The 21,469-nt window shown below is 66.8% G+C and carries 17 protein-coding genes; 10 read left to right on the forward strand and 7 right to left on the reverse strand.

The window, feature by feature from the left end; genetic code table 11:
• The first annotated feature begins 21 nt into the window (after positions 1–21).
• The 4 genes from IPI67_14840 (at position 22) to argH (ending at position 5,212) form a co-directional block, all read left to right on the forward strand.
• On the forward strand, positions 22–975 hold the full coding sequence (locus tag IPI67_14840; protein ID MBK7581472.1) for a homoserine kinase: 954 nt from the start codon (positions 22–24) through the stop codon (positions 973–975).
• Positions 976–1,045: 70 nt separating this feature from the next.
• Positions 1,046–1,942 (forward strand): M48 family metallopeptidase, encoded by an 897-nt coding sequence (locus IPI67_14845; GenBank protein MBK7581473.1) that lies wholly within the window; start codon positions 1,046–1,048, stop codon positions 1,940–1,942.
• 145 nt (positions 1,943–2,087) lie between these two features.
• Complete coding sequence (locus IPI67_14850) at positions 2,088–3,836, forward strand: dynamin family protein (GenBank protein MBK7581474.1); 1,749 nt, start codon at positions 2,088–2,090, stop codon at positions 3,834–3,836.
• Between the two features lie 44 nt (positions 3,837–3,880).
• Positions 3,881–5,212, forward strand: coding sequence for an argininosuccinate lyase (argH, locus tag IPI67_14855; protein ID MBK7581475.1), 1,332 nt, complete (start codon positions 3,881–3,883; stop codon positions 5,210–5,212).
• Here argH and IPI67_14860 read toward each other — a convergent pair.
• Entirely contained in the window at positions 5,184–6,215 is a 1,032-nt protein-coding gene (locus IPI67_14860) for a hypothetical protein (GenBank protein MBK7581476.1), read from the reverse strand. The two genes, argH and IPI67_14860, sit on opposite strands and share 29 nt — an antisense overlap.
• A 78-nt stretch (positions 6,216–6,293) precedes the next feature.
• Between IPI67_14860 and IPI67_14865 the strand changes: the two genes are divergently transcribed.
• From IPI67_14865 to thiL, 4 genes are read left to right on the forward strand one after another with little or no spacing between them, the layout of a single operon-like run.
• On the forward strand, positions 6,294–7,022 hold the full coding sequence (locus tag IPI67_14865) for a gliding motility protein (GenBank protein ID MBK7581477.1): 729 nt from the start codon (positions 6,294–6,296) through the stop codon (positions 7,020–7,022).
• The gene (locus IPI67_14870) at positions 7,019–7,543 is read left to right on the forward strand and encodes a PocR ligand-binding domain-containing protein (GenBank protein MBK7581478.1); all 525 of its coding nucleotides are present in this window, start codon (positions 7,019–7,021) and stop codon (positions 7,541–7,543) included. Before IPI67_14865 ends, IPI67_14870 begins: the two co-directional genes overlap by 4 nt.
• A 2-nt stretch (positions 7,544–7,545) precedes the next feature.
• Positions 7,546–8,430 (forward strand): HAMP domain-containing histidine kinase, encoded by an 885-nt coding sequence (locus IPI67_14875; GenBank protein MBK7581479.1) that lies wholly within the window; start codon positions 7,546–7,548, stop codon positions 8,428–8,430.
• Entirely contained in the window at positions 8,427–9,488 is a 1,062-nt protein-coding gene (gene thiL / locus IPI67_14880; GenBank protein ID MBK7581480.1) for a thiamine-phosphate kinase, read from the forward strand. Before IPI67_14875 ends, thiL begins: the two co-directional genes overlap by 4 nt.
• A gap of 651 nt (positions 9,489–10,139) precedes the next feature.
• On the opposite strand, the gene IPI67_14885 is transcribed toward thiL, so the two are convergent.
• The 3 genes from IPI67_14885 to IPI67_14895 all read right to left on the reverse strand — a co-directional run bounded on the left by IPI67_14885 (position 10,140) and on the right by IPI67_14895 (position 14,614).
• The gene (locus IPI67_14885) at positions 10,140–10,514 is read right to left on the reverse strand and encodes an acyltransferase (GenBank protein ID MBK7581481.1); all 375 of its coding nucleotides are present in this window, start codon (positions 10,512–10,514) and stop codon (positions 10,140–10,142) included.
• Between the two features lie 124 nt (positions 10,515–10,638).
• Positions 10,639–11,172, reverse strand: coding sequence for a hypothetical protein (locus tag IPI67_14890; protein ID MBK7581482.1), 534 nt, complete (start codon positions 11,170–11,172; stop codon positions 10,639–10,641).
• A 211-nt stretch (positions 11,173–11,383) separates the two neighbouring features.
• The gene (locus IPI67_14895) at positions 11,384–14,614 is read right to left on the reverse strand and encodes a vitamin B12-dependent ribonucleotide reductase (protein MBK7581483.1); all 3,231 of its coding nucleotides are present in this window, start codon (positions 14,612–14,614) and stop codon (positions 11,384–11,386) included.
• Positions 14,615–15,197: 583 nt separating this feature from the next.
• On the opposite strand from IPI67_14895, the gene IPI67_14900 reads away from it, so the two are divergent.
• The gene (locus IPI67_14900) at positions 15,198–16,874 is read left to right on the forward strand and encodes a serine/threonine protein kinase (GenBank protein ID MBK7581484.1); all 1,677 of its coding nucleotides are present in this window, start codon (positions 15,198–15,200) and stop codon (positions 16,872–16,874) included.
• Between the two features lie 24 nt (positions 16,875–16,898).
• Here the strand turns inward: IPI67_14900 and IPI67_14905 are convergent, their stop codons facing one another.
• The 3 genes from IPI67_14905 to IPI67_14915 form a co-directional block, all read right to left on the reverse strand.
• Positions 16,899–18,560: an AMP-binding protein gene (locus IPI67_14905; GenBank protein MBK7581485.1), complete on the reverse strand. Its 1,662-nt coding sequence runs from the start codon at positions 18,558–18,560 to the stop codon at positions 16,899–16,901.
• Between the two features lie 71 nt (positions 18,561–18,631).
• Complete coding sequence (locus IPI67_14910; protein ID MBK7581486.1) at positions 18,632–20,224, reverse strand: polyamine aminopropyltransferase; 1,593 nt, start codon at positions 20,222–20,224, stop codon at positions 18,632–18,634.
• Positions 20,225–20,258: 34 nt separating this feature from the next.
• Positions 20,259–20,483, reverse strand: coding sequence for a DUF350 domain-containing protein (locus IPI67_14915; GenBank protein MBK7581487.1), 225 nt, complete (start codon positions 20,481–20,483; stop codon positions 20,259–20,261).
• A 161-nt stretch (positions 20,484–20,644) separates the two neighbouring features.
• Between IPI67_14915 and IPI67_14920 the strand changes: the two genes are divergently transcribed.
• Positions 20,645–21,460, forward strand: a complete 816-nt coding sequence (locus IPI67_14920; protein MBK7581488.1) for a hypothetical protein — start codon at positions 20,645–20,647, stop codon at positions 21,458–21,460.
• Positions 21,461–21,469 lie beyond the last annotated feature (9 nt).

A 21,469-nucleotide genomic window follows, 5' to 3' on the forward strand; every position in this document is an offset into this window, starting at 1 on the left:
TCTTGCTATCTTGCCCGGGCGATGGCCCGCCTCACGCCGCTGGATCTGCCGGACGCCCGTGTGCTCGGGGCCGCGTTCGGCCTCGACGTGGCGGGCGTTGCGCCCGTCAGCGGCGGCAGCGTCAATTCGAACTTCTGCCTGGAGCTCGCGGACGGTCGCCGCGTGTTTCTCAGGATCTACGAGGAGCAAGACCGAGCGGGCGCCGTCCGCGAGCTGTCACGGCTGGGGGCGCTCGCGCGCCATGGGGTGCCGACGCCGGAGCCGCTGATGGGGACGGACGGCGAGCGCGTCGCTGCGTACCGCGCGAAACCCGTGGCGATGTTTCCGTGGGTGGACGGCGAGATCGTGTGCCAGGCACGTGTGCGGTCGGCGCACGCGCGGGCCGTGGGCGGCGCGCTCGCGGGCGTGCACCTGGCCGCAGCGAGGGCAGACGACGAGGGTCGGTTCACCGTTGCCGATCTGCAAGCGCGTTTGAGCCGCGTGCGCGAGGTGTCGAGCGACTGGGGTCGAGTGGCCGACGACCTGTCGGAGCGGCTCTCGACGTACACATCCCGGCGCGACCCCGAGCTACCCGCGGGGCTCATTCACGGAGATCTTTTCCGCGACAACGTGCTGTGGCGGGGCGAAACCATCGCCGCGTTGATCGATTTCGAGAGCGCATCTCGCGGGCCGTTCGTCTACGATCTGATGGTCTGTGTGCACGCCTGGTGTTTCGGCGACCATTTCGTGCCCGAGCTCGTCGAGGCCGCACTCGCGGGTTATCACGCGGTGCGTCGTCTCTCGCCGGCGGAGCAGGGCGCCCTCGAAGTCGAGGCAGCGCTCGGCGCTCTGCGCTTCGCGATCACCCGCATCACCGACTATTCTTTGCGGGCGGAAGCGGGGCAGCCGCCGTTGCGGGACTACCGACGTTTTCTGCAGCGTTTGGCCGAGATCGAGGCCGGCGTGCTGGTCTCGGCCCGACACGTCTTCGGTTGAGCCCGGGCTGGCGGGCGATTGCGCAGCCCCGATCCCGACGCTACGTTGCGGGAAACCAGAGGAGCACCGATTGGCCCGCGTCGAAGCGCTCGATTTCCAAAAGTTCGTCAACGACAGGAAACAAGGCCAACCGGGGGCAAGCTCGGGGGAAGAGTCCCACGCTTATGCCTACGCCTGGGATCGCAAGACCCGCGCGGCTTTCGAGAGCATGAAACCCGTGGAGCTGGCGGTCGCCGCCGGCGTGCGGATGTTCAAGCACATCGGCAAGGCGGAGCTGCTCGGGCACGCGGTCAAGGTTGGCCCGCGGCAATTTCCGCGGGTTCAGTCGCTGGCCGAGCGCTGCGGCGAGACCCTCGGCGTCGCAACGCCGACCTTGTACGTCGTCAACAACCCGCACCTGAACGCGGCGACGTACGGCACCAACGACGACTCGTTCATCATGATCCACTCGGGGCTCGTGGATCACCTCTCGGACCCGGAACTGATGAGTGTGATCGGCCACGAGTGCGGGCACATTCACAACAATCACGTGGTCTATCTGACCACGCTGCACATGCTCACGCGCATGGCTTCCATCTTCGTGCGCTACATCAGTCTGCCGGCGGTGCTCGCTCTCCGAGCCTGGTCCCGTCGCGCGGAGATCACGTGTGATCGCGCGGGTGCTCTGTGTGCGCGGGATCTCGACGTGGCCTCGCGCGCGTTGACCAAGCTCGCGCTGGGCTCCCAGAAGCTGTATCAGGAGCTGAACATCGAGGCCTTTCTGGAGCAGCACGAGGAAGCCCAGGGCAGCGTCGGGCGGTTCAGCGAGGTGTTTGCGACGCACCCCTGGTTGCCGAAACGTGTGCTGGCCCTGCGCCTGTTTGGTGAGAGCTCGCTGTTCCGTCAGCACGTGGGGGCGGGTGACGACGGCCTCGGCATGTCGGACGTCGATGAGCGGGTCCATGAAATCGTGAAGGTCCTCGGCTGAAGGTCGAGGGTAGGGGCGGCGCAAACCGGGCCGTTCCTGCACACGAGCCGGGCCCCTGCGCTGGAGCCGCGGGCGCTTTGGGCGCTCGAAAATTGCTCGCGCACTCGTGGCTGGCCGTCGGGCAGCCAATGGCTACTATGCCCGGATGCTGGAAGCCTTCCGCGAGCGAAAGCTCGAGGTCATCGAAGCACTGGGGAACCTGTCCGACGTCGCCCGGGCGGTCGGCGCTGCGTCATTGGCAGCGCGGGTCGACACCGATCTGGTGAAGAAGCTGGAGCGCGACCGCTTCCACCTGGTGGTGGTCGGTGAGTTCAACCACGGCAAGAGCACGTTCGTGAATGCGCTGCTCGGCGAGTCGGTGCTGCCGGTCGGAGTGACCCCGACCACGGCGGTGATTCACCACATCGTCTGGGGTGATACCCCGAGCTCGAAGGTCGTGCTCGAGTCGGGAGACGAGGCGCCGCTGCCGTTCGAGGACGTACGCACCTTCGCCACTGGCGGAGCCCGCTCAGCCGAGGCGGTGAGCTACGTCGAGGTGGCGTACCCAGCGGAGCTGCTCAGGGAGCGCATCGTGCTGGTCGACACACCCGGAGTGAATGACCTCTCGCTCACCCGGGCGGAGATCACCTACGGCTACATCCCGCGTTCGGACGCGGTGCTGTTCGTGCTCGACGCCGGGCAGCCGGTGAAAGAGAGCGAGCGTCAGTTCCTCGAACATCAGCTGATCGGCAAGTCCCGCGACAAGATCGTGTTCGTCGTGGCCAAGAGTGACATCTGGTCGGAGGCGGAGCGGGAGGAAGCCTTGGGTTACGTCCGCAATCGTCTGGGTGCTCTGGTGGAAGCGCCGCCGGTATTTGCTGTCAGCGCCCAGGCTGCGCTGGCAGGGCGCAAGGACCAGAGCGGGATCGACGAGCTGGTCGCACACCTGACGCATTTCCTGGCCGAGGAGCGCGGTCGCATCTTGCTCACCAACGCCCTGGGTGAGGGGCGCGCGGCCGCCGGCGTGCTCGGCCGCGGCGTGGATGCCCGGCGGCGCGCGGCGGCGATGAGTGATGAGCAGCTGGCACGGCGGCTCGAGCTTCTGGAGTCCGATCTGGCCGGGCACTCCGACACCATCGAGTCGCGGCGGCTGGCGATCCGAGAAGAAGCCGGCGCCATCAAGGCCTGGGCGCGCCGCGATCTGGATCGTTTCTGCGACGACGTCATCCGGCAGCTGCCGCAGATCTTGGAGCAGTCTCGCGGTGAAGATCTGAAACTACACCTCGGGCCGTTCTTCGAGCAGTCGTTCCGGGAGTGGGCCGAGGCGGAGACTCAAGAGATCGCGCGGGCGCTCGAGAAGCTCGCGGAGCGCATGGTGGCCCTCGTGAAGGACGATGCCCATGACGTTGGCACACGCGTCAGCGGCGCGATGGGCGCCGATCTCAAGGCGCCACCCATCGAGGTCGATCGGTTCGCGTACGACGTGGGGATCTTCGCCGTCCTGAGCCTCGGCATGGGAGTGATCTTCGCAAACGCCCTGCTCGGTGGCCTGCTGCTCGCGGCAGCGCCGGCCCTCGCGCTCTGGAATCGCGGGCGCACCGAGGCGGAAATCAAGAAGCGGGCGCTCGAGCTGGGCCCGCTCGTGCTGCGCGAAGCCGCGGCCAAGGTCGGTCCCAAGATCGACGAGATGGTGGACGAGTTTGCGGTCAGGCTGGACGAGTGGGTCGTGACGGCGGGGCAGGAGCTGCACCGCGAGATCATCGAGGTGCTCGCGGCGGTCTCGGCCGAACGCAAGGCTGGGGAGCCGGATCGCGACGCGGAGCTCGCCTGCTGTGATCGCGAGGCGGCGCGGTTGGCGGAGGCGAGCGAGCGGCTCGAGCTGTTGACCCGGAAGCTGGCAGGAGCCCAGGCGTGACCGTCGCTCGTGGTGGGCGCCTGGGCGCGGCGGTCGATGCGGCAATGGAAGCGCTGAACACCAGCGTGGACGTGGATTCGGCCCTGTGGCGTGAGGACATTCAGGGTTCGCTCGCCCACGCGAGAGGGCTTGGGCGCGCGGGTGTGCTCTCGGACGCCGAAGTGCTCGAGCTGTCACGGGGGCTCGAGCAGATCACGGGAGAGATCGAGCGGGGAGAGCTCGTGTGGGACCGCGCCAAGGAGGATGTTCACATGAACATCGAGGCGCGCCTGACGGCGATCTGCGGTCCGGTGGGCGGTAAGTTGCACACCGCCCGCTCGCGCAACGATCAGGTCGCGACCGATCTGCGGCTCTACGCCAGGCGCCGCGCAAACGAGGCGCTCGACGCACTCGACGATTTGGGGAGAGCCATCGTCGACAAGGCCGCGGACGAGATCGATACGCTGATGCCCGCCTACACGCATCTGCAGCGCGCGCAGCCGAGTCGTCTGTCGCATCACTTGATGGCGTGGCAAGAGATGCTGTGGCGCGATCGCGGCAGAATCGCCGATGCGCTCGTGCGGCTCGATGAGTGCCCGCTCGGGGCCGGCGCCGTCGCGGGCACGGGTTTTCCCCTCGACCGCGAGGCGACGGCCCGCGAGCTCGGCTTTCGGCAGGCCACCAGGAACAGCATCGACGCCACGGGCAGCCGTGACTTCTTGATGGAGCTCGGCGCTGCTCTGGCCATCCTGGGTGTGCACCTGTCGCGCATCGGAGAAGAGATCGTGCTCTGGTCGAGCCAGGAGTTCGGGTTCATCAGCTTGAGCGACCAGTTCTCCACCAGCTCGAGCATGATGCCGCAGAAGAAGAACCCCGACGTGGCAGAGCTGGTGCGCGGCAAGGCTGCGCTCCTGATCGGAAGTGTGACGGCGCTGCTGGTCCTGGAGAAGAGCCTGTTCTTCGGCTACGGGCGCGATCTGCAGGAGGACAAACGCCCGATCTTCGACGCCTTCGACAACGCCATCGTCAGCGTCGCCGCTCTGACCGGTGCGATCGCGACGGCCAGCTTCAATCGTGAGCGCATGCGGGACGCCCTCGGTGGCGGCCACGTGTGTGCGACGGACGTGGCGGACTTTCTCGTCAGTCACGCGGGGCTGCCGTTCCGGGAGGCGCATCACATCGTGGGCGCCATCGTGCGGACCGCGGAGGCGCGAGGTGTGCAGATCGGCGAGCTTTCGCCCGAGGAGCTGGGCGCGGCCCACGCGGCGCTCGGAACCGACGCGGTGCGCTCGGCGCTCGATCCCGCGCTGGCCGTGGAGCGACGCAACGTGCTCGGCGGGCCGGCCAAGGCCCGGGTGCTCGAAGCGATCAGCGCCGCCCGCGAGAGCTGGGGCTGAAGCTGGCGTTCTGCTTCGGACCGTAGAACTCGAAGCGGGTGTTGCCGGGCGCGCGCTCGTCGAACGCGCCGGCTTGCCAGAGCACGCCGGTGGTCAACACGGCGGCCCCAGCGCCCACCAGCATCCAGCTCGCCCAGGCTGGAAAGCCTGGCTCCGGTGCGGGCTGAGGTGGCCCCGAGTAGACCGCGCCGTAGTGGTGTTTCCAGATGACGAGCGGGCCGCAGACGTTGTCGTGACAGGTGGCGATCTCGATTCCACCCGACGCGCTCGGTCGTGCGACCGCCCAGGCCGGACAGCGAACGTGGCTCGGCACGGAGAGCTTCTTCGCGCCGAGCCGGGTGCCTTCGAAGTCGTCCAGGCTGCACGGCAAGGGCGGTGGGACCGGCAGGGACAGTGCGCCAGGTTTTTCGATCGCGATCCAACCGGCCCACGCGAGGCGCCCGCGCTGCACGACGCGCACGTGATGCTCCCCCGCCCGGATCTGGAAGCGTTGCCGAACGCGTCTGCCATCGACGTGTACCTCGGCCGCCGCTTGCGCGCCGGGCAGCGTGACGGTCACGAGCTCGGGCGGGGTCGTGGTTGCGCCCGTTGTCTCGCCAAAGGCTGGTGCGCGCGGACCTTCGAGGGCAGTGGCCCTGCTGACGAACGCCTGCTCAGCGGTCGGGTCCGTGCGTGCGGCTACCTGGCCTTGCACGTTCAGCGCTTCCGCCATGAGCCAGGCCGACTGAGGTAGCTCCGGGTGGGCGCGCAGTGTGCGGTCGACCTCGGCGAGCCGCTCGCGGGCCGCTGCGTCGTCGAGGGAGGCCGCGGCGAGCCGCGCTTGATCGAGCAGCTCTTCGAGCTTCGAGGCCACGCTGTCGTCGTAACGGGCGCCCTCCTCCCGGTCGGGTGCCGGGGCCGAGAGGGAGGTCAGCCGCGCGCGCGCCCACGAGTCGAGGTCGGGCGTGTGGTCCGCCTGCTGGGCGGTGGCTCCGAGCCAGAGCAGCACCAGCGTGTGGCTCATGCTGTGGCCCCGGATCTCCCGAGGCAATTCTCGGGTGTCCTAAGATGAAGCGCTGCGCTAGAGTCCATCTCCCGCGCCATGCAGCTTGATTTCGCCGCTCGTGAGCTCACGATCAAGCTCGTCTACTACGGCCCGGCCCTGAGCGGAAAGACGACGAACCTCCAGGCGCTCCACGCCGCGGCAGATCCCTCGATTACCGGCCGGCTCATGACCCTGGAGACCCGCGACGACCGTACGCTGTTTTTCGATCTCTTGCCCCTGAGCTTCAAGGACAAGGGCGGCCTCTCGGTCCGGCTCAAGGTGTTCACCGTGCCCGGGCAGGTGATCCACGGCTCGACCCGGCGCCTGGTCCTGCAGGGCGCCGACGGCATCGCGTTCATCGCCGATTCGCAGGTGGCCGAGACCGAGAACAACGCAACGGCGTTCGTCGACTTGAAAGAGAACCTCAAGTCTTACGGCCTCACGCTCAAGCAGATCCCGCTGATCATTCAGTTCAACAAACGCGATCTGCCCGCGGTGCGCAGCGACGAAGAGATCGCATCGCTCGCGGCTCAGGGTCGTGAACCCGTATACCTGGCGGTGGCGACTCGGGGCGGCGGTGTGGTCGAGAGCTTCATGGGGTTGCTCTACCTGACCTGGAACGCCCTCGACGCGGAGCACGACCTGAACCGCAAGTTCGGCTTCGACGCCCAGGCGTTCCTCGAGTCCGTGGCAGCTCGTCTCGGTAACGATCGTCCCTTCTCTGAGGTGCTCGGCGCTTGTGTCGGTGGCGCCCTCGAGGTGTTGCGTCCGGAGGTCGAGCCATGACCCAGGGTGCCAGCACACTCGACGAGCTGACGATGGGTCGCGCCGTGGAGCTCGAGAGCCTCGTGGACCGCAAGGCCCTCGGTGAGCTGGCGGAGAGCGCGCGAAAGCTGTTTGGTGTCTCGCTGCGCATCTTCAGCAAGAGTGGAGCGCTGCTCGCAGACGCCAGTGTGCGTCCTTCGCTGTACGCCTACCTGGAAGAGTTCAAGCCGGGACAGGCGGCCGTTGCGTCGACAATTTCCGCGGTAAAAACCGTGGATCTCGAGGATGACCCGGAGCGCGAGCTCACGTGTGTGTCCGGCGCGCACTACGTCGTCAAGGGCATCAACTACGACGGGCGGCTGCTCGGTCGCCTGATCTTGGGTCCGTATCGCGATCCGGGCGACGCAGGCCCCAGCCCCGAGCTCTCGAAGCTGGAAGCACCGCTGGACGCGGCGCGGCTCGCGCGGGAGTGGACCGAGCTTCCAGGCGTCAGCAGAGAGCGAGCGCGGCGTCGCAGCCCATTGGCGGGGCGCTGGACCTGATCTTGTTCTCGGGCCACAAGGCGCTGCTCACGAGCAACATGCACCTGGCCAGCGTGCAGGAGAGTTATCGCGAGCTCGCGGACAAGAACGCGAAGCTCCAGCACGCATTCGATCGGCTCAAGGAGCTCGACCGGCTGAAGAGTAACTTCTTGGGCACGGTGTCCCACGAGCTGCGCACGCCGCTCACCAGCATCATCGGTTACAGCGAGATGTTGAAAGAGGGCATCGCCGGCGATCTGACCGCCGAGCAGAAGGACTTCGTCCTCACCATTTACGAGAAGGGGGAGCAACTTCTCGGCCTGATCAAGGGGCTGCTCGATCTGTCGAAGCTCGAGAGCGGGACGATGAGCCTGCGCAAAGCCGAGATCGACATCGTTCCGGTCATCCAGGACGTTGCTCAGACGCTGGCGCCGGCGGCGCGCAAGAAGTCCGTGGAGATCAGCGTCTCGGGCGAATCCGGCCTGCCCACGATCTGGGCGGACGCTGAGCGCCTTCGCCAGGTGTTGCTCAATTTGTGCGAAAACGCCCTGAAGTTCACGCCCGATGCTGGAAGCGTCCGGATCTCCGCTCGCATGTCGATGCTCGATCAGCGCGGCGACGACGAGGGCAGGGGACTGGTGCTGTTGAGCACGAAGCGCGCGGCGGTCGAGCTGCGGGTGGCTGACAGCGGGATTGGGGTGCCAGACGCGGAGAAAGAGCGCGTCTTCGACGCCTTCTATCAGGTCGACGGTAGCGCCACCCGTGAGCACGAAGGCACCGGGCTCGGGCTCTCCATCGTTCGGCGCTTGGTCGAGGCGCACGACGGTGTGGTGCGCGTCGAAGACAATACGCCGCAGGGCGCGGTGTTCGTGGTGACCTTGCCGTGCCGGCGCGCCACCATCGCGTGAGCGGGCGCGGCGCGCCGCCGACGGAGCTCGAAGCCATCGAGCTGCTCGGCCGCGTGCTCGGAAAATCTCGGCGCTCGACCCGGGTGAAGGTGGGGATCGGCGACGACGCGGCCGTCATTCAGTGCGGCGCGGAGAGCTTGGTGTGGACCGTGGACGCGTGCTTCGAGGGAGTGCACTTCGACCGGCGCTGGCTCAGCCTCGAAGACTTGGGGTTCCGGGCCTTGATGGCGGCGGCGAGTGATCTCGCGGCGATGGGCGCCATGCCCGTGGCGGCGCTCAGCCAGCTCGCTCTGCCGGCCGGCACGACCCGGAGTGAGATCGCGGCGCTGGGGCAAGGCCAAGCCAAGGCCGCCGCGCTGCTGGGTTGTCCCGTGATTGGCGGCAACATCTCGCGTGCGGGGGAGCTGTCGATCGTCACCACGGTCATCGGGCGGACGAAGCGTCCGCTCTTGCGCACCGGAGCCATCGTGGGCGATCGGTTGATGTTGGTCGGCAAGGTTGGGCGAGCGGCGCTGGGGCTGGCGATACTCGCCCGGGGACGGACTCCGAGGGACGTGAGCGAGCGAGCGTGCGTGGCGGCATGGCGACGCCCGGTCGCGTTGATCGAGGAGGGCCGGGCGGTCCGCTCGATCGCGCACGCGGCGATCGACGTCTCGGACGGCCTCGTCGGGGATGCGGCGCACCTCGCCCGAGCGAGCGGTGTGCGGGTCGTGCTCGACGAGCGGCGGCTGGTGCAGACTCTCGGGCCAGAGTTCGGGCGTGCGGCGGAGCGGGTCGGAGCGGACGCGCTCGAGCTCGCGCTCTCAGGAGGCGAGGACTACGCGCTGTTGATCACGGCGGAGCGCCGCCCGCGCTGTGCCACGGACATTGGTCGTATCGAGCGGGGTAGCGGTGTGTTCATCGAGCGGAGTGATGGCCGCCGCGAACGCCTCTCGGTTGGAGGGTTCGATCATCTGGGGCCCGGCAAACGGAAAGCGTCTCGGAGAGCATCTGGCAGCGGAGCAGACGGGCTGCGCAACCGCGGGCAGGCGGTGAAGTCGGCGCGGCGCTCGACGTAGGCGAGCGGGGCGGCGCGCTATTCCTGGGAAGGGTGGGCTGCGCTATTCCTGGGAAGGGTAGCTGCGCTATTCCTGGGAAGGGTGGGCGGCGCTATTCCTGGGAAGGGTAGCGGCGCTATTCCTGGGAAGGGTAGCGGCGCTATTCCTGGGAAGGGTAGCTGCAGCGGGGCGGCGCTATTCCTGGGAAGGGTAGCGGCGCTATTCCTGGGAAGGGTAGCGGCGCTATTCCTGGGAAGGGTAGCGGCGCTATTCCTGGGAAGGGTAGCGGCGCTATTCCTGGGAAGGAGGCGGCTAGCGGCGCTATTCCTGGGAAGGGTAGCGGCGCTATTCCTGGGAAGGGTACCTGGAAGGCGGCGCTTATTCCTGGGAAGGGTAGCTGCAAGGTAGCGGCGCTATTCCTGGGAAGGGTAGCTGCGCTATTCCTGGGAAGGGTAGCGGCGCTATTCCTGGGAAGGGTAGCTGCAGCGGGGCGGCGCTATTCCTGGGAAGGGTAGCTCGGCGCTATTCCTGGGAAGGGTAGCTCGGCGCTATTCCTGGGAAGCGGGAAGGGTAGCTGCAGCGGAACGGCTCGCTATTCCTGGGAAGGGTAGCTGCAGCGGAACGGCTCGCTATTCCTGGGAAGGGTGGCGCGGCCGGCGGTGCCGAGCGTGGTCAGCGGCAGGCTGCCGGCATGCTGGCGCCCTTCAGCGCGCCAGAGACGATGCCGGCGACGCTGGTCTTGCCCTGCGCGACGGCCGCGTTACACGCGGCAGCGGCCTGCATCATGTACATGTTCGTGGGCGGCGGCGCGCTGGCGGCGTTTTGCGCCAGGGCGTTGCAGCAGGCCTTCAGGCTGGCTGACGGTACGTAGGTTCCCTTCTTTGCGTCGGCGTCGGCGTCGGCGGCGTCGCCGTCGTCGCCCGCGTCCTCGACCTCGAGCACCAGTGGCGCGCTCGGCGTGCTGGCGGGCGCCGCGGACGGCAGAGGAGGCGGTGGCTCCTCCTTCTTGCAACCGGCATGGAACGCGATGCCCGCCGGCAGCAGCAAGCCGAGAGCGATGGGGGCGAGGAGCTTCTTGGTAATGGATTCTGAAGCTTTGATCATCGAGTCCTCCGAACGGTGCTGTCGAGTCAGACGAGAGTCAGGGCAAGGTAGTGGAAAGGTCGGGTGGTCAGCAACCGCCCGGGACTGGGACGCCTTGGAGCTGTGCCCGGATCGTGGTTCTTGCGGAGGCGGCGTTGGCCGCGCCCTTTTTTACCTGGGCGGCGATGCCGCCGCAGACCGCGGCTGCCGATTTGTACTTGTTGGTGTTGAGGCCGGGCTTCTTGGCCTCCGCCGCGAGGGCCCCGCAGCACGCTTCGATCGCCTTGGCGTCTGCGGCCGATGTCGTCGGCTTCACGGCCTCGGCGGCGTCGGCGACGCTTGCGTCTTTGGTCACGGTCGTACCCGCGTCCTTCACCACGACCCGGGGCGCGACGACCGTGGGTTTGCTGGGGTTGTCCTTGTCGGGTTCGGCGCTGGCGCTCGCCGCGGGCTCGGGCGTGGGCTCTGGTGTTTCGGGCGCGACGGTCGCGGGTGTGACTGGCACCTCGGTTGCGACCGGGGCGGGATCGGAGCTGCTCTTTTTGCACGCGAGCAGCGCAAGACCGACAACCGCGGTTACCAGTAACGTTCCCCTGGCGGAGGCCATCCTTGCCTTCAACATCGGCTCCCTTTTAGCGTAGTTTGGCAGAGTCCCCTTCTGATTTCGCCGGCACACGCGGGGCGAGCGCCGGCGCTTCTCGGGGATAACGCCTCGGATGCGCGTCAGCTTTCACGATAGGCCGTCGGGCCGATGGCCCCCACGACCCCAAGCCGACCGCTTGGGGTCCGTCCTCGTGATGCGGCCCACAGGGGTACCCGCGCTCGGGCTCGGCTCAGGAGCAGCCCATCGAGTTGCCGCAATTCAGGCACTTGTAACAAGCGCCGTTGCGCACCGTGATGTGCCCACACCCGTCACACACCGGTGCATCGCCCATCATCTCTTCGAGCTGAGCGTCGAGCGCGCCGCGGTTGTCTGCGGTGTGCGCCGGCGCCTGGGCCTGGGCCATGCTGGGCGGGGGCAGGGTCATGCTCTCCGGCGGTCCCTCCACCAACGGCGACGAGGGATCTTCGATGCTCGCGGGTGACTCCGTGGGTTTCACCTGGGCGAAGTCGTAGCGGCGCAGGTATTCGACGCCGAGCACGCGGAACATGTAGTCGACGATGCTGGTCGAGAACTTGATGTTCGGGTGTCCCGACACCACGCCGTGAGGCTCGAAGCGAGTGAACGTGAACTGCTCGACGTAGGTCTCGAGCGGCACGCCGTACTGCAGGCCCACCGACACCGCCATGGCGAAGCAGTTCATGAGTGAGCGGAAGGCCGCGCCCTCTTTGTGCATGTCGACGAAGATCTCGCCGAGCGTGCCGTCCTCGTACTCACCCGTACGCAGGAAGACCTTGTGGCCACCGACCGCGGCCTCCTGGGTGAAACCACGGCGCTTCTTGGGCAACCGCACCCGCGTTCCCTGGGGCCGAGTCACGGTGACGACTGCGCCCGCGGTACCGGTATAGTGGTCGTCCGAGGCCTGTTTGTCGTCCTTGTTCGAGGTCGACAGCGGCTGGCTCGCCTTGCAGCCGTCGCGATACAGCGCCACCGCCTTCAAGCCCAGTTTCCAGCCCTCCTCGTAGATCTCCCGCACGTCGTCCACGCTGGCGTCGCCCGGCAAGTTCACCGTCTTGCTGATGGCGCCGGATAGGAACGGCTGTACTGCAGCCATCATGCGCACGTGAGACATGGGCGCGAGGTAGCGCTGACCCGTGCGACCGCAGCGGTTGGCGCAGTCGAAGACGGCGTAGTGCTCCTCGGCCAGGTAAGGCGCGCCCTCGATGGTCATACGACCGATGATGACGTCGTTGGCCTCCTGGATTTCGGCGTCTTTGAAGCCGAGGTGCCGGAGCAGGTTGAACCCCGGTACCCCCATGCGCTCGGCCGTCACACCGAGTCGCTCGAACGTCTCTTTGCCGACCACCCACGGCGCGAACGCCAGGTGCAGATCGAAGACTCCCGGGATGGCCTGCTCGATCTTCGCCAGATCTTCGTCGGTCATGCCTCGTTGTTTGAGCGACGCGCGGTTCACGTGAGGCGCGCCCAAGAGGGTGTTCGTGCCGGAGACGTAGGCGACGATTTCGCGGATCTGAGCCTCGGGGTAGCGCAGGCGCCGGAGCGCCTCGGGCACCGATTGGTTCACGATCTTGAAATAACCGCCGCCGGCGAGCTTCTTGAATTTGACCAGGGCAAAATCGGGCTCGACGCCCGTCGTGTCGCAGTCCATCAACAGGCCGATGGTGCCCGTGGGTGCCAGCACCGTGGCCTGCGCGTTGCGATAACCGTGCTCTTCCCCGATGCGCACGGCGTCGTCCCAGGCGCCGGCTGCGGCTCGCCACAGCTCTGCCGGGCACTCGTCGCGATTGATGGCGTAGGCCGCCTCTTGGTGCAGGCGCATCACGCGCAGCATGGGCTCCCGGTTCTTCGAGAACCCAGGGAACGGCCCCTTGCTGGCCGCGATCTTGGCGCTCTGCGCGTAGGCACGACCGCACATGATGGCGGTGAGCGCCGCGGAGATGGAGCGGCCAGCGTCTGAATCGTAGGGCACGCCTTGCAGCATCAGGAGCGTGCCGAGGTTGGCGAAGCCGAGGCCGAGCGGGCGATAGTCGTGTGAGTTCTGCGCGATCTGCCGCGTCGGGTAGCTCGAGAAGTCGACCAGGATCTCCTGAGCCATGAAGAACACGTCGACAGCATGCAGGTAGCCGTCGACGTCGAAGCTGCCGTCGGCGTTCAAGAACTTGGTCAGGTTCAACGACGCCAGGTTGCACGCCGTGTCGTCCAGGAACATGTACTCCGAGCACGGGTTCGAGGCGTTGATGCGCCCCGAGTTCGGGCACGTGTGCCAGCGGTTGATGGTGGTGTCGTACTGCACGCCCGGGTCGGCGCAGCCCCACGCGCTCTCCGCGAGCATCGTCCAGAGATCCTGGGCTTCGTAGGTGTCGACGACGTCACCCGTGGTGCGGGCGATGGTCTGCCATTTTCCGCCTGCGAGGGCGGCCTTCATGAAGTCGTCCGTGACCCGCACGCTGTTGTTGCTGTTTTGCCCGCTGACCGTGCGGTAGGCCTCGCCGTTGAAATCGTTCTCGAAGCCTTGAGCGATGAGGGCTTGGGCCTTCTTCTCTTCGCGCATCTTCCAGCCGATGAAGTCGGCGATCTCCGGGTGGTCCATGTCGAGGCAGACCATCTTGGCCGCGCGTCGCGTGGTGCCGCCGCTCTTGGTGCTGCCGGCGGCGCGGTCGAACACCTCGAGGAAGCTCATCAGCCCGCTCGAGGTTCCCCCGCCGGAGAGCTTCTCCTGCTTGCCGCGGATCTGGCTGAAGTTCGAGCCGGTGCCGGAGCCATACTTGAACAGGCGCGCCTCGCTCTTCATGAGCTCGTAGATCGCCATCAGGTCGTCTTGCACGCTCTGGATGAAACAGGCCGAGCACTGCGGCTTCTCGTAGGCCGTGGCGGTCTCGCCGATGGTGTCGGTCTGCTCGCTGTACGCCCAGTTGCCGCCCGAGCCCTCGATGCCGTACTCGTGAAAGAGCCCGCAGTTGAACCACACCGGCGAGTTGAACGCGCCGTACTGGTTCACGAGCAGGAAGGTGAGCTCCGCCTCGAACGTCTCGGCGTCCTTCTTGCTCGCGAAGTAGCCCCCGAACTGCTCGCCGGCATTGCGGATGGTGTGGGCCAGGCGATGCACGACCTGGCGAACGCTGGTCTCGCCTTTGGCCTTGTCACCGTGCAGCCCCGCCTTGCGGAAATACTTGGAGACGACGATGTCGGTCGCGAGCTGAGACCACTCCGCCGGGATCTCGGCGCCCTCCATCTTGAAGACGACCGAGCCGTCCGGGTTGGTGATGACGCTCTTCCGGAGCTCGAAGGTCACTCCCTCGAAGCCGGTCTCGCCGGCCTGGGTGAAACGCCGCTCGACGACCACACCCTTCTTGCGGCGTGCCGTGGCCCGCTTCTTGGTGGGCTCCTCAGCCCCGCTCGGCTTCACGCTGCTCTCCTGACCCACGATCGTCGACTGCGCCATCCCTCGCTCCTTCACTTCCGGCATTGCTCTGTCCCCCGTGAGCGGCACCGGTCCGCGCACGGCAGGAAAATGACCCGAGTTCCTCGCCTGTTCCGGTCAGGAGCGGGCGGGGTATCTGGTCCCCCAAGCTGTCCAAGCCACTCTCTCGTATGCCGGCGAGCTGGCCGCGCCAGTTCGCCCCCTCAAGCCTTCGAAGTAATCACCCGTTCACTGCGCGCTTGGACTCGTTCTTGCTGAACGGGCGTTCGGGAGTGGAGCCCAAAGCTGGACTGCACCGACGAACAGCACTCGTCGCGGGTGGAGGGTCTTGTTACCCCAACCACTTGGGGTGGGGCAAGAAAAAACCACGACAGGTTGGTGAATTTGGCCTAAACGGTGGAAGGCACTGAACTTTCGCTCTCGTGAACACAAGATACTCCCGGCTTGTACAGGAGCAGCCCACAGGCGCTCCCCAGCTAGCCCCCAGGTGGGGGCTGCCGACCTTGCCGATGGGCCGAAAAACGGCGGGTCGGCTGCCCGGGCCGGCTTCCCTTGTGCGAAGGCCTCGGGTCTGCCAGGCTGCCTTGCACAAAGTAGCACCAAAATGAGGACGCTCGGGGAGATCCAGCCCGGTCAGACGGTGGGCCGGTACGAGTTCCTGGTGCCGATCGCACAGGGCGGCATGGCAGCGGTGTGGGCCGCGCGCCTCAAGGGCACGCGTGGTTTCAGCAAGACCGTGGCGGTCAAGACCATGCTGCCGACGATCAGCGACGATCCGCACTTCGAGCAGATGTTCCTCGACGAGGCGCAACTCGCATCACGCATCCGCCACCCCAACGTCGTCGAGATCCTCGACCTGGGCGAACAAGACGACCTGCTCTACCTCGTGATGGAGTGGGTGGACGGCGAACCGCTATCGGCCATCCGGCGCGTGGCGGTCAAGCGCGAAGGCATCCCGCGGCCGATCGCGGTCAAGGTCGTGCAAGACGCGGCAGCGGGGCTGCACGCTGCTCACGAGCTCAAAGATCCGCAGGGTGTGACCGTCGGCCTCGTTCACCGCGACATCTCGCCGCAGAACGTGCTCATCACCTTTGACGGCGTGGTGAAGATCGTCGACTTCGGCGTGGCCAAGGCCGCCGGCCGAACCGTCGAGCACACCAACTCGGGTCAGATCAAGGGCAAGCCCCCGTACATGTCGCCCGAGCAGGCGCTCGGCAAGGACATCGATCGCCGCACCGACGTGTTCGCGCTCGGCATCATCTTGTATCAGCTGACGACGGGTAAACATCCGTTCCGCGGCGAGAACGACATGATCACGCTGCAGAACATCGTGTCCGATCGGCCGATCATTCCGCCGCGCGCTTACGACAAGGACTACCCGAAACCCCTCGAAGCCGTGGTGATGCGCGCGCTCGACCGCGATCCGGAGAAACGCTTTCAGACGGCGGCGGAGTTCGAGGCTGCGCTCGATCGCGTGTTTCCGCCGACCATTCCCCGAGTTCGCACCGAGGACGTCGGGAAGTTCGTCAAGGCCATGCTCGGTGACCGTGGCGAGGAGCGCCACGTTGCGCTGCGCGACGCCATCAAGCTCGCTGATGAGCGCGCCGCACAAGCAGAAGCCGCGATCGCGGCAGGGCGCTTCCCGGAGCTGGGCACGCGCGTCTTGCCAGCGCCGCTCGGCTCGCCTTCGAACCCGGACAACTCGCGACCTTCCGTGACGGGGCTCACGGGTTTGACGGGACCGACGCCACACTCCGGTTCCTTCGCTCGGCTGTCTGCGCCGGAGCTGACGAGCGGTGCGATGAGCGCACCCGAGACTCCGTTCGGCACGCAGCTGCCCTCAGAGCCGCCGCCCGTGAAGAAGAGCAGGGGCGCGGTGTGGGTCGTGGGTGGGCTGTTCGTCGCCGCGCTTCTCATCGGCGGCGCCCTCGTGCTCACGCAGACCATCAAGCTGGGCGGTGACCGTGGCCAAGCCGCGCAGTCTCCGGTCGTGGCGCCGCCCAAAGAGAGCGCGAGCGCGAAGACGGACACACCCAAGGTCGCGCCGGAAAAGGGTGAGAAGATCGACGAGTCTGGAGCCATCGATCTGAATCAGCTCGCCGTCGAGAAGAACCAGGCGGCGAAGGGCGGACCGCTCAAGGCGCCAGAGAAAGATCCCAAGGCGGCGCCGGATCCCAAGGATCCAAAAGCCGCCCCGGATCCGACAGAGAAGGGGAAGAAACCCGAGAAGAAGCCCGGGGCCACCTTCGTGCCGCCGCCGGTGACCGACCCGGGGTTCTGACTCCCGGCTTCAGGCTCAGACGGTTCAGGCCCAGACGACGGGCTTCTTCTTGCCGTACCACTCGTCCGCGCGAACGCCGTACTTGTCCTCGATCGCCGCGCGCTTGAGCTTCATCGTGGGGGTGAGCAGACCGTTCTCGATGGTCCAATCGTCACTGACGACCACGAGCACGTCGAGCTGTTCATGCTGATCGAGTGTGGCGTTGACCTCGGCGAGGTGTGCCTCGAGGGAGCCAGTGATGGCGGCCTTCTCCGCCGCATCCTTCAAGCGCTTCTGGGCCTGTTCACTGAGCACCACCATGCCGTAGGGCTGAGGGAAGCCATTGCCGCTGACCAGTGCCTGTTCGACGTCGGAGTGCAAGAGCAGTTTGTTCTCGATCGGTGCCGGCGCGACGTACTTGCCCTTGCTGGTCTTGAACAGCTCCTTGACCCGCCCGGTGATCTTCAGGTGTCCCTCGGCATCGACCTCGCCGCGATCTCCCGTCCGCAGGAAGCCGTCTTCCGTGAACATCTCGGCGGTCAGCTCCGGCGCCTTGTAGTAGCCGAGCATCGTGCCCGGGCTCTTGACCAGCACCTCTCCCGCATCGCTGAGCTTGCACTCGACACCCTTGCAAGCCTTGCCGACGTAGCCGACCTTGACGTCGCCCGGCAGCGTCATGTGTGAGTAGCTGAAGTTCTCGCTCATGCCATAGCCCTCGAGCAGCTCGAGGCCGAGCGAGCGGTACCAGCCGATGAGCTCCGCTGGGATCGGCGCGGAGCCGCTGCCGGCGATGCGCACCTGATCGAAGCCGAGGCCGCCGAGCACCTTCTTCTTGATGATGCCGCTCAGGATGGGCACTTTCAGCATGAAAGCGAGCCGCTCTTGGGGCATCTTGCTGAACACGCCGAGCTGGAACTTCTGCCACAAGCGCGGCACGCTGACGAACAGGGTGGGTCGCGCTCGCTTGATGTCATCGATGAAGGTCTCGAGGCTCTCGGCGAAATAGACTCGGAAGCCCACGTTGAGTGTGCCCGTTTCGACCACGTAGCGCTCGAAGGCGTGCGCCAGCGGCAGGTACGAGAGCATGCGGTCCTCGCTGTTCACGCTGAGTGAATCGAGGAACATGCGGCCCGGGGCGAGCATCGTGTGGAAGCTGTGCATCACCCCCTTGGGCACGCCCGTGCTGCCGGAGGTGTAGACGATGGTCGCGAGATCGTCCTTGGGCCGACGGATTTCTCCGGCGAGGGGCTCGGTCTTTGCCACGAGCTCGTCCCAGCTTGGTGCGCTCAGCTTGGGACTGAGCGGCAGCGCGATGCGCGGCAGGCCGTCGGGAATGCCTGGCTCCATGGCGGCGAAGCCGTCGAGCTTGCCGATGAAGATCAGCTTCGCCTCGCTGTGCTCGAGGATCTGCCGGATCGTCTCTGCCGTGAGCGTCGGATAGAGCGGCACCGAGACGTGGCCGGCCATCCAGATCGCCAGATCACACAGGATCCACCAGGCCGTGTTCTTGGAGAAGAGCGCGATGTGAGACTTCGCTGGTAGGTCGAGGGATTTGAGGTGGGCCGCCATGCGCCGGGCTTCACCGACCGCCTCCTTGAAGGTGAAGTCGCGCAGCTGTCCGCCGCCGAGGGGCTGGGTGAACCAGATTTCGTCAGCGCGATCTCGTTCGAACGCTTGAACGCAGTCCAGGGTCGTCTCGAGCTTCATCTTCGTCTCTCCCCGCTCGCGCGGATTGGCCAGCGCGCCGCGTCTTCTAGCATGGCCTGCCAGCCGCGGGGCTACTCCCAGCGACTCCACTCCGCCAGGTAATACGAGACCAGCGCTTGGTTGTTGAGGCGGTTGGGCTCGGCGGGAACTTCCCGCACGTCCGTCGGCAAATCGAACAGCGCCGTGAGCGTGACCGGGTCGAGGTAACGCAGCTGAGCCGGGGGCAGACGCGTGGGGATGACGACGGGTTCGGTCTTTGCCAGGACGAATCCCCAATCGGCGAAGCTCGGGACGAACACGCGGTACGGCAGGACCTGGAAGCCGGCCTCGCGCAGGGTGTCCACGATGCACCAGAACGAGCGGCGGGCGAGCAGCGGCGAGGTCGACTGCACCGCGAGGGCGCCGCCTTTGGCGAGCCGCTCGCGAACGCGCCGATAGAGCTCGGCGCTGTAGAGCTTTCCTACCGCGTAGTTACTGGGATCGGGGAAGTCGAGCACGATGACGTCGAAGGTCTCGTGGCTCTCGGCGATCCAGACCATTGCGTCGGCGTTGATCACGGTGACGCGCGGATCGGCGAAGGAACCTTCGTTCTGCCGGACCAGCTCCGGCCGGGTCCGCGCGAGCTCGGTGACGGCGCGATCCAGGTCCACGAGCACTACCCTTTCGACGTCGGGCCAGCGCAGGATCTCGCGCACCGCGAGCCCGTCGCCGCCGCCGCCGACCAGGACCGTTCGGTGCGCGGCGGCTGCGCCCATCGCCGGGTGGACCAGCGCCTCGTGGTAACGGTGTTCGTCGCGGCTGGCGAACTGCAGGTTGCCGTTGAGGTGCAGGGCGAAACCGGCGCCGCGCTGCGACAGCACGATGCGTTGGTACGGTGAGGTCTCGGCGAAGAGCACCGGTCCGCCAAAAGCTTGGGCCTCCGCCAGCGCGGTCAGTCGACGGGACGACAGCAGCGCGAGTGCGAGCAGCACCAGCACGAAGACAGCGCGCAGCCGCGCGAGCGCCATGCCGCGGCGTTCTTCGGGCGTGTCGCCGCCAAGGGCCCAGGTTGAAGCGAGCCCAACGGCTGCGTTCAGGAGCCCACAGACCAGGGACGTGTTGACCAGTCCGAGTCGCGGCACGAGGAAGAAGGAGAACGCCAGCGAACCCACCAGCGCACCCGCGTAGTCGAAGGTGAGGGCGCGTGCGACCAGCTCCTTGAACTCGAGCTCGCGCCGGAGGATGCGCATCAGGAGCGGCAGCTCGAGCCCCACCAGCACGCCGACGGCAACGACGGTTGCGTAGAGGATCAGGCGAAAGGCATTCGTGTAGCTGAACGCCAGGAACAATCCCGGCGCGCTGAGGCCGCCGATCAGCGCGGTGCCGAGCTCGACATCGACGAAGAGCAACGCCAGGCGTCGCCCGGCAAAGCGCGAGAGCCACGCGCCCAGACCCATGGCCGAGAGATACACACCGATGACGGTGGAGAACTGGGTGATGGAGTCGCCGAGCACGTAGCTGGCGACGGCCGCCATCACCAGCTCGTAGACCAGGCCCGCGGTCGCGATGACCAGCACCATGCCGAGCAGCACGCTGGCTCTGGAGATCCGGCGCGTGGGTGCCTTGGAGCCGGGCTCCGGCCATGCCGAGGCCTCGGGCTCGATGTCGTCGTCCCGGTCCGTCATCGGGCCGACTCGCGTGGCTGCGAGCGCTGCCGCCTCAGCCGCCGATGGCGGAAGCGATGATGATGCTGAGCCCGAGAATCACGGCGCCGATGAGGATCCCGAGGGCGGTGTTCTGATCCTCTTCGATCTCTTTGCGGATCGAGAACGGTGTGACCAGCTTGATGACCAAGAAGCTGATCCCGAACATGACGATGCCGATCAGCGAATAGACGATCGAAGCGACCAGCGCTTTCACGAATGGGGCCCAATTGATGTCCATGTCGCGTTGCCTCTCCCTCGGTCGGGCTCGGGGCTCGGAGGAGCCCTACACCGTCTCCGTGTATCACGAACCCTGGGATTTTTGCGACCACAGCCCGTCGATGCCCCGGTTTTTCGGCCTCCCGAGCCAGGCCCTGTAACATCTGGGGCCTCGGGGAACCCATGCTTGTGCTGATTGGCCCTCCTTTCGGGGGTACGGACGAAGAGTACGGCCGCCTGGCTCAGGCGACCGGGCTCCTGCCCTACGATCTCCGGACCAAGCTGAAACCGGACTCCTGGGGCGTCGTCCGAGCCATCGGCAACCGCGGGGAGGCCGATGAGCTGGCGCGCAACCTGGGTGGGCAGGGCTTCCGGGTGGCCGCGGTCGATGCAAGCGTCGCGGCGGATCCGGACCGCGTGTTCGTCCCGCTCAAGGCCCTCGAGGTCCGGGAGAGTGACCTGGTCCTGCACCTCTCGGAGCGCTCGATGCCCATCCCACATCGCGCCCTCCTCGCCATCGTCCGCGGAGAGGTACAGGTCGGCGGCCGCAGCGGATCCAGCGCCGCGTTTCGGGCGGTGGTGCCGGGCGTGGGGGGCGACGTGCTCCGCGAAGCGAGCGCCATGCAGGTCGATGCGTTCGCTGCTGCGGATCTGCACTTTGCCACGGTTCAGTGGGCCGCACGCATCGATGCGAGGGCCTTCGATTTCTCCATTCTCGGCGATGCGGCCGGCGGAGCGCAGGACCTCGATCGCCTGGTGGACTACCTCGCCGCCACCACCGGTGTGCGGGTCGATCGAGCCCACCGCATCTCGAGCGTGGCGTCGTTCACCGGTGGGGTGGGCCCCACGCGGGCTGCGACGCCGATGCCGGGCCGCGCGGGCGTGCCGCGAAGAGAGGTTCCGGAGCGTTTTGACGCCTACTCGAGGCTGATTGCGGAGGCCGAACGGCTAGCCCCGAGGCACGCACGTCCTTCGACACGCCCGCCGCCGGCCCAATAGGCGGGGCGG

It is taken from the genome of Myxococcales bacterium, assembly GCA_016706225.1.
Taxonomy (GTDB): domain Bacteria; phylum Myxococcota_A; class Polyangia; order Polyangiales; family Polyangiaceae; genus JADJKB01.

Coding starts and splice junctions, on each gene's coding strand:
- IPI67_14840 (MBK7581472.1), top strand. CDS start 22: ATGGCCCGCCTCACGCCGCTGGATCTGCCGGACGCCCGTGTGCTCGGG.
- IPI67_14850 (MBK7581474.1), top strand. CDS start 2,088: ATGCTGGAAGCCTTCCGCGAGCGAAAGCTCGAGGTCATCGAAGCACTG.
- argH (MBK7581475.1), top strand. CDS start 3,881: ATGGAAGCGCTGAACACCAGCGTGGACGTGGATTCGGCCCTGTGGCGT.
- IPI67_14860 (MBK7581476.1), bottom strand. CDS start 6,215: ATGAGCCACACGCTGGTGCTGCTCTGGCTCGGAGCCACCGCCCAGCAG.
- IPI67_14865 (MBK7581477.1), top strand. CDS start 6,294: ATGCAGCTTGATTTCGCCGCTCGTGAGCTCACGATCAAGCTCGTCTAC.
- IPI67_14870 (MBK7581478.1), top strand. CDS start 7,019: ATGACCCAGGGTGCCAGCACACTCGACGAGCTGACGATGGGTCGCGCC.
- IPI67_14890 (MBK7581482.1), bottom strand. CDS start 11,172: ATGTTGAAGGCAAGGATGGCCTCCGCCAGGGGAACGTTACTGGTAACC.
- IPI67_14895 (MBK7581483.1), bottom strand. CDS start 14,614: ATGGCGCAGTCGACGATCGTGGGTCAGGAGAGCAGCGTGAAGCCGAGC.
- IPI67_14900 (MBK7581484.1), top strand. CDS start 15,198: ATGAGGACGCTCGGGGAGATCCAGCCCGGTCAGACGGTGGGCCGGTAC.
- IPI67_14905 (MBK7581485.1), bottom strand. CDS start 18,560: ATGAAGCTCGAGACGACCCTGGACTGCGTTCAAGCGTTCGAACGAGAT.
- IPI67_14910 (MBK7581486.1), bottom strand. CDS start 20,224: ATGACGGACCGGGACGACGACATCGAGCCCGAGGCCTCGGCATGGCCG.
- IPI67_14915 (MBK7581487.1), bottom strand. CDS start 20,483: ATGGACATCAATTGGGCCCCATTCGTGAAAGCGCTGGTCGCTTCGATC.
- IPI67_14920 (MBK7581488.1), top strand. CDS start 20,645: ATGCTTGTGCTGATTGGCCCTCCTTTCGGGGGTACGGACGAAGAGTAC.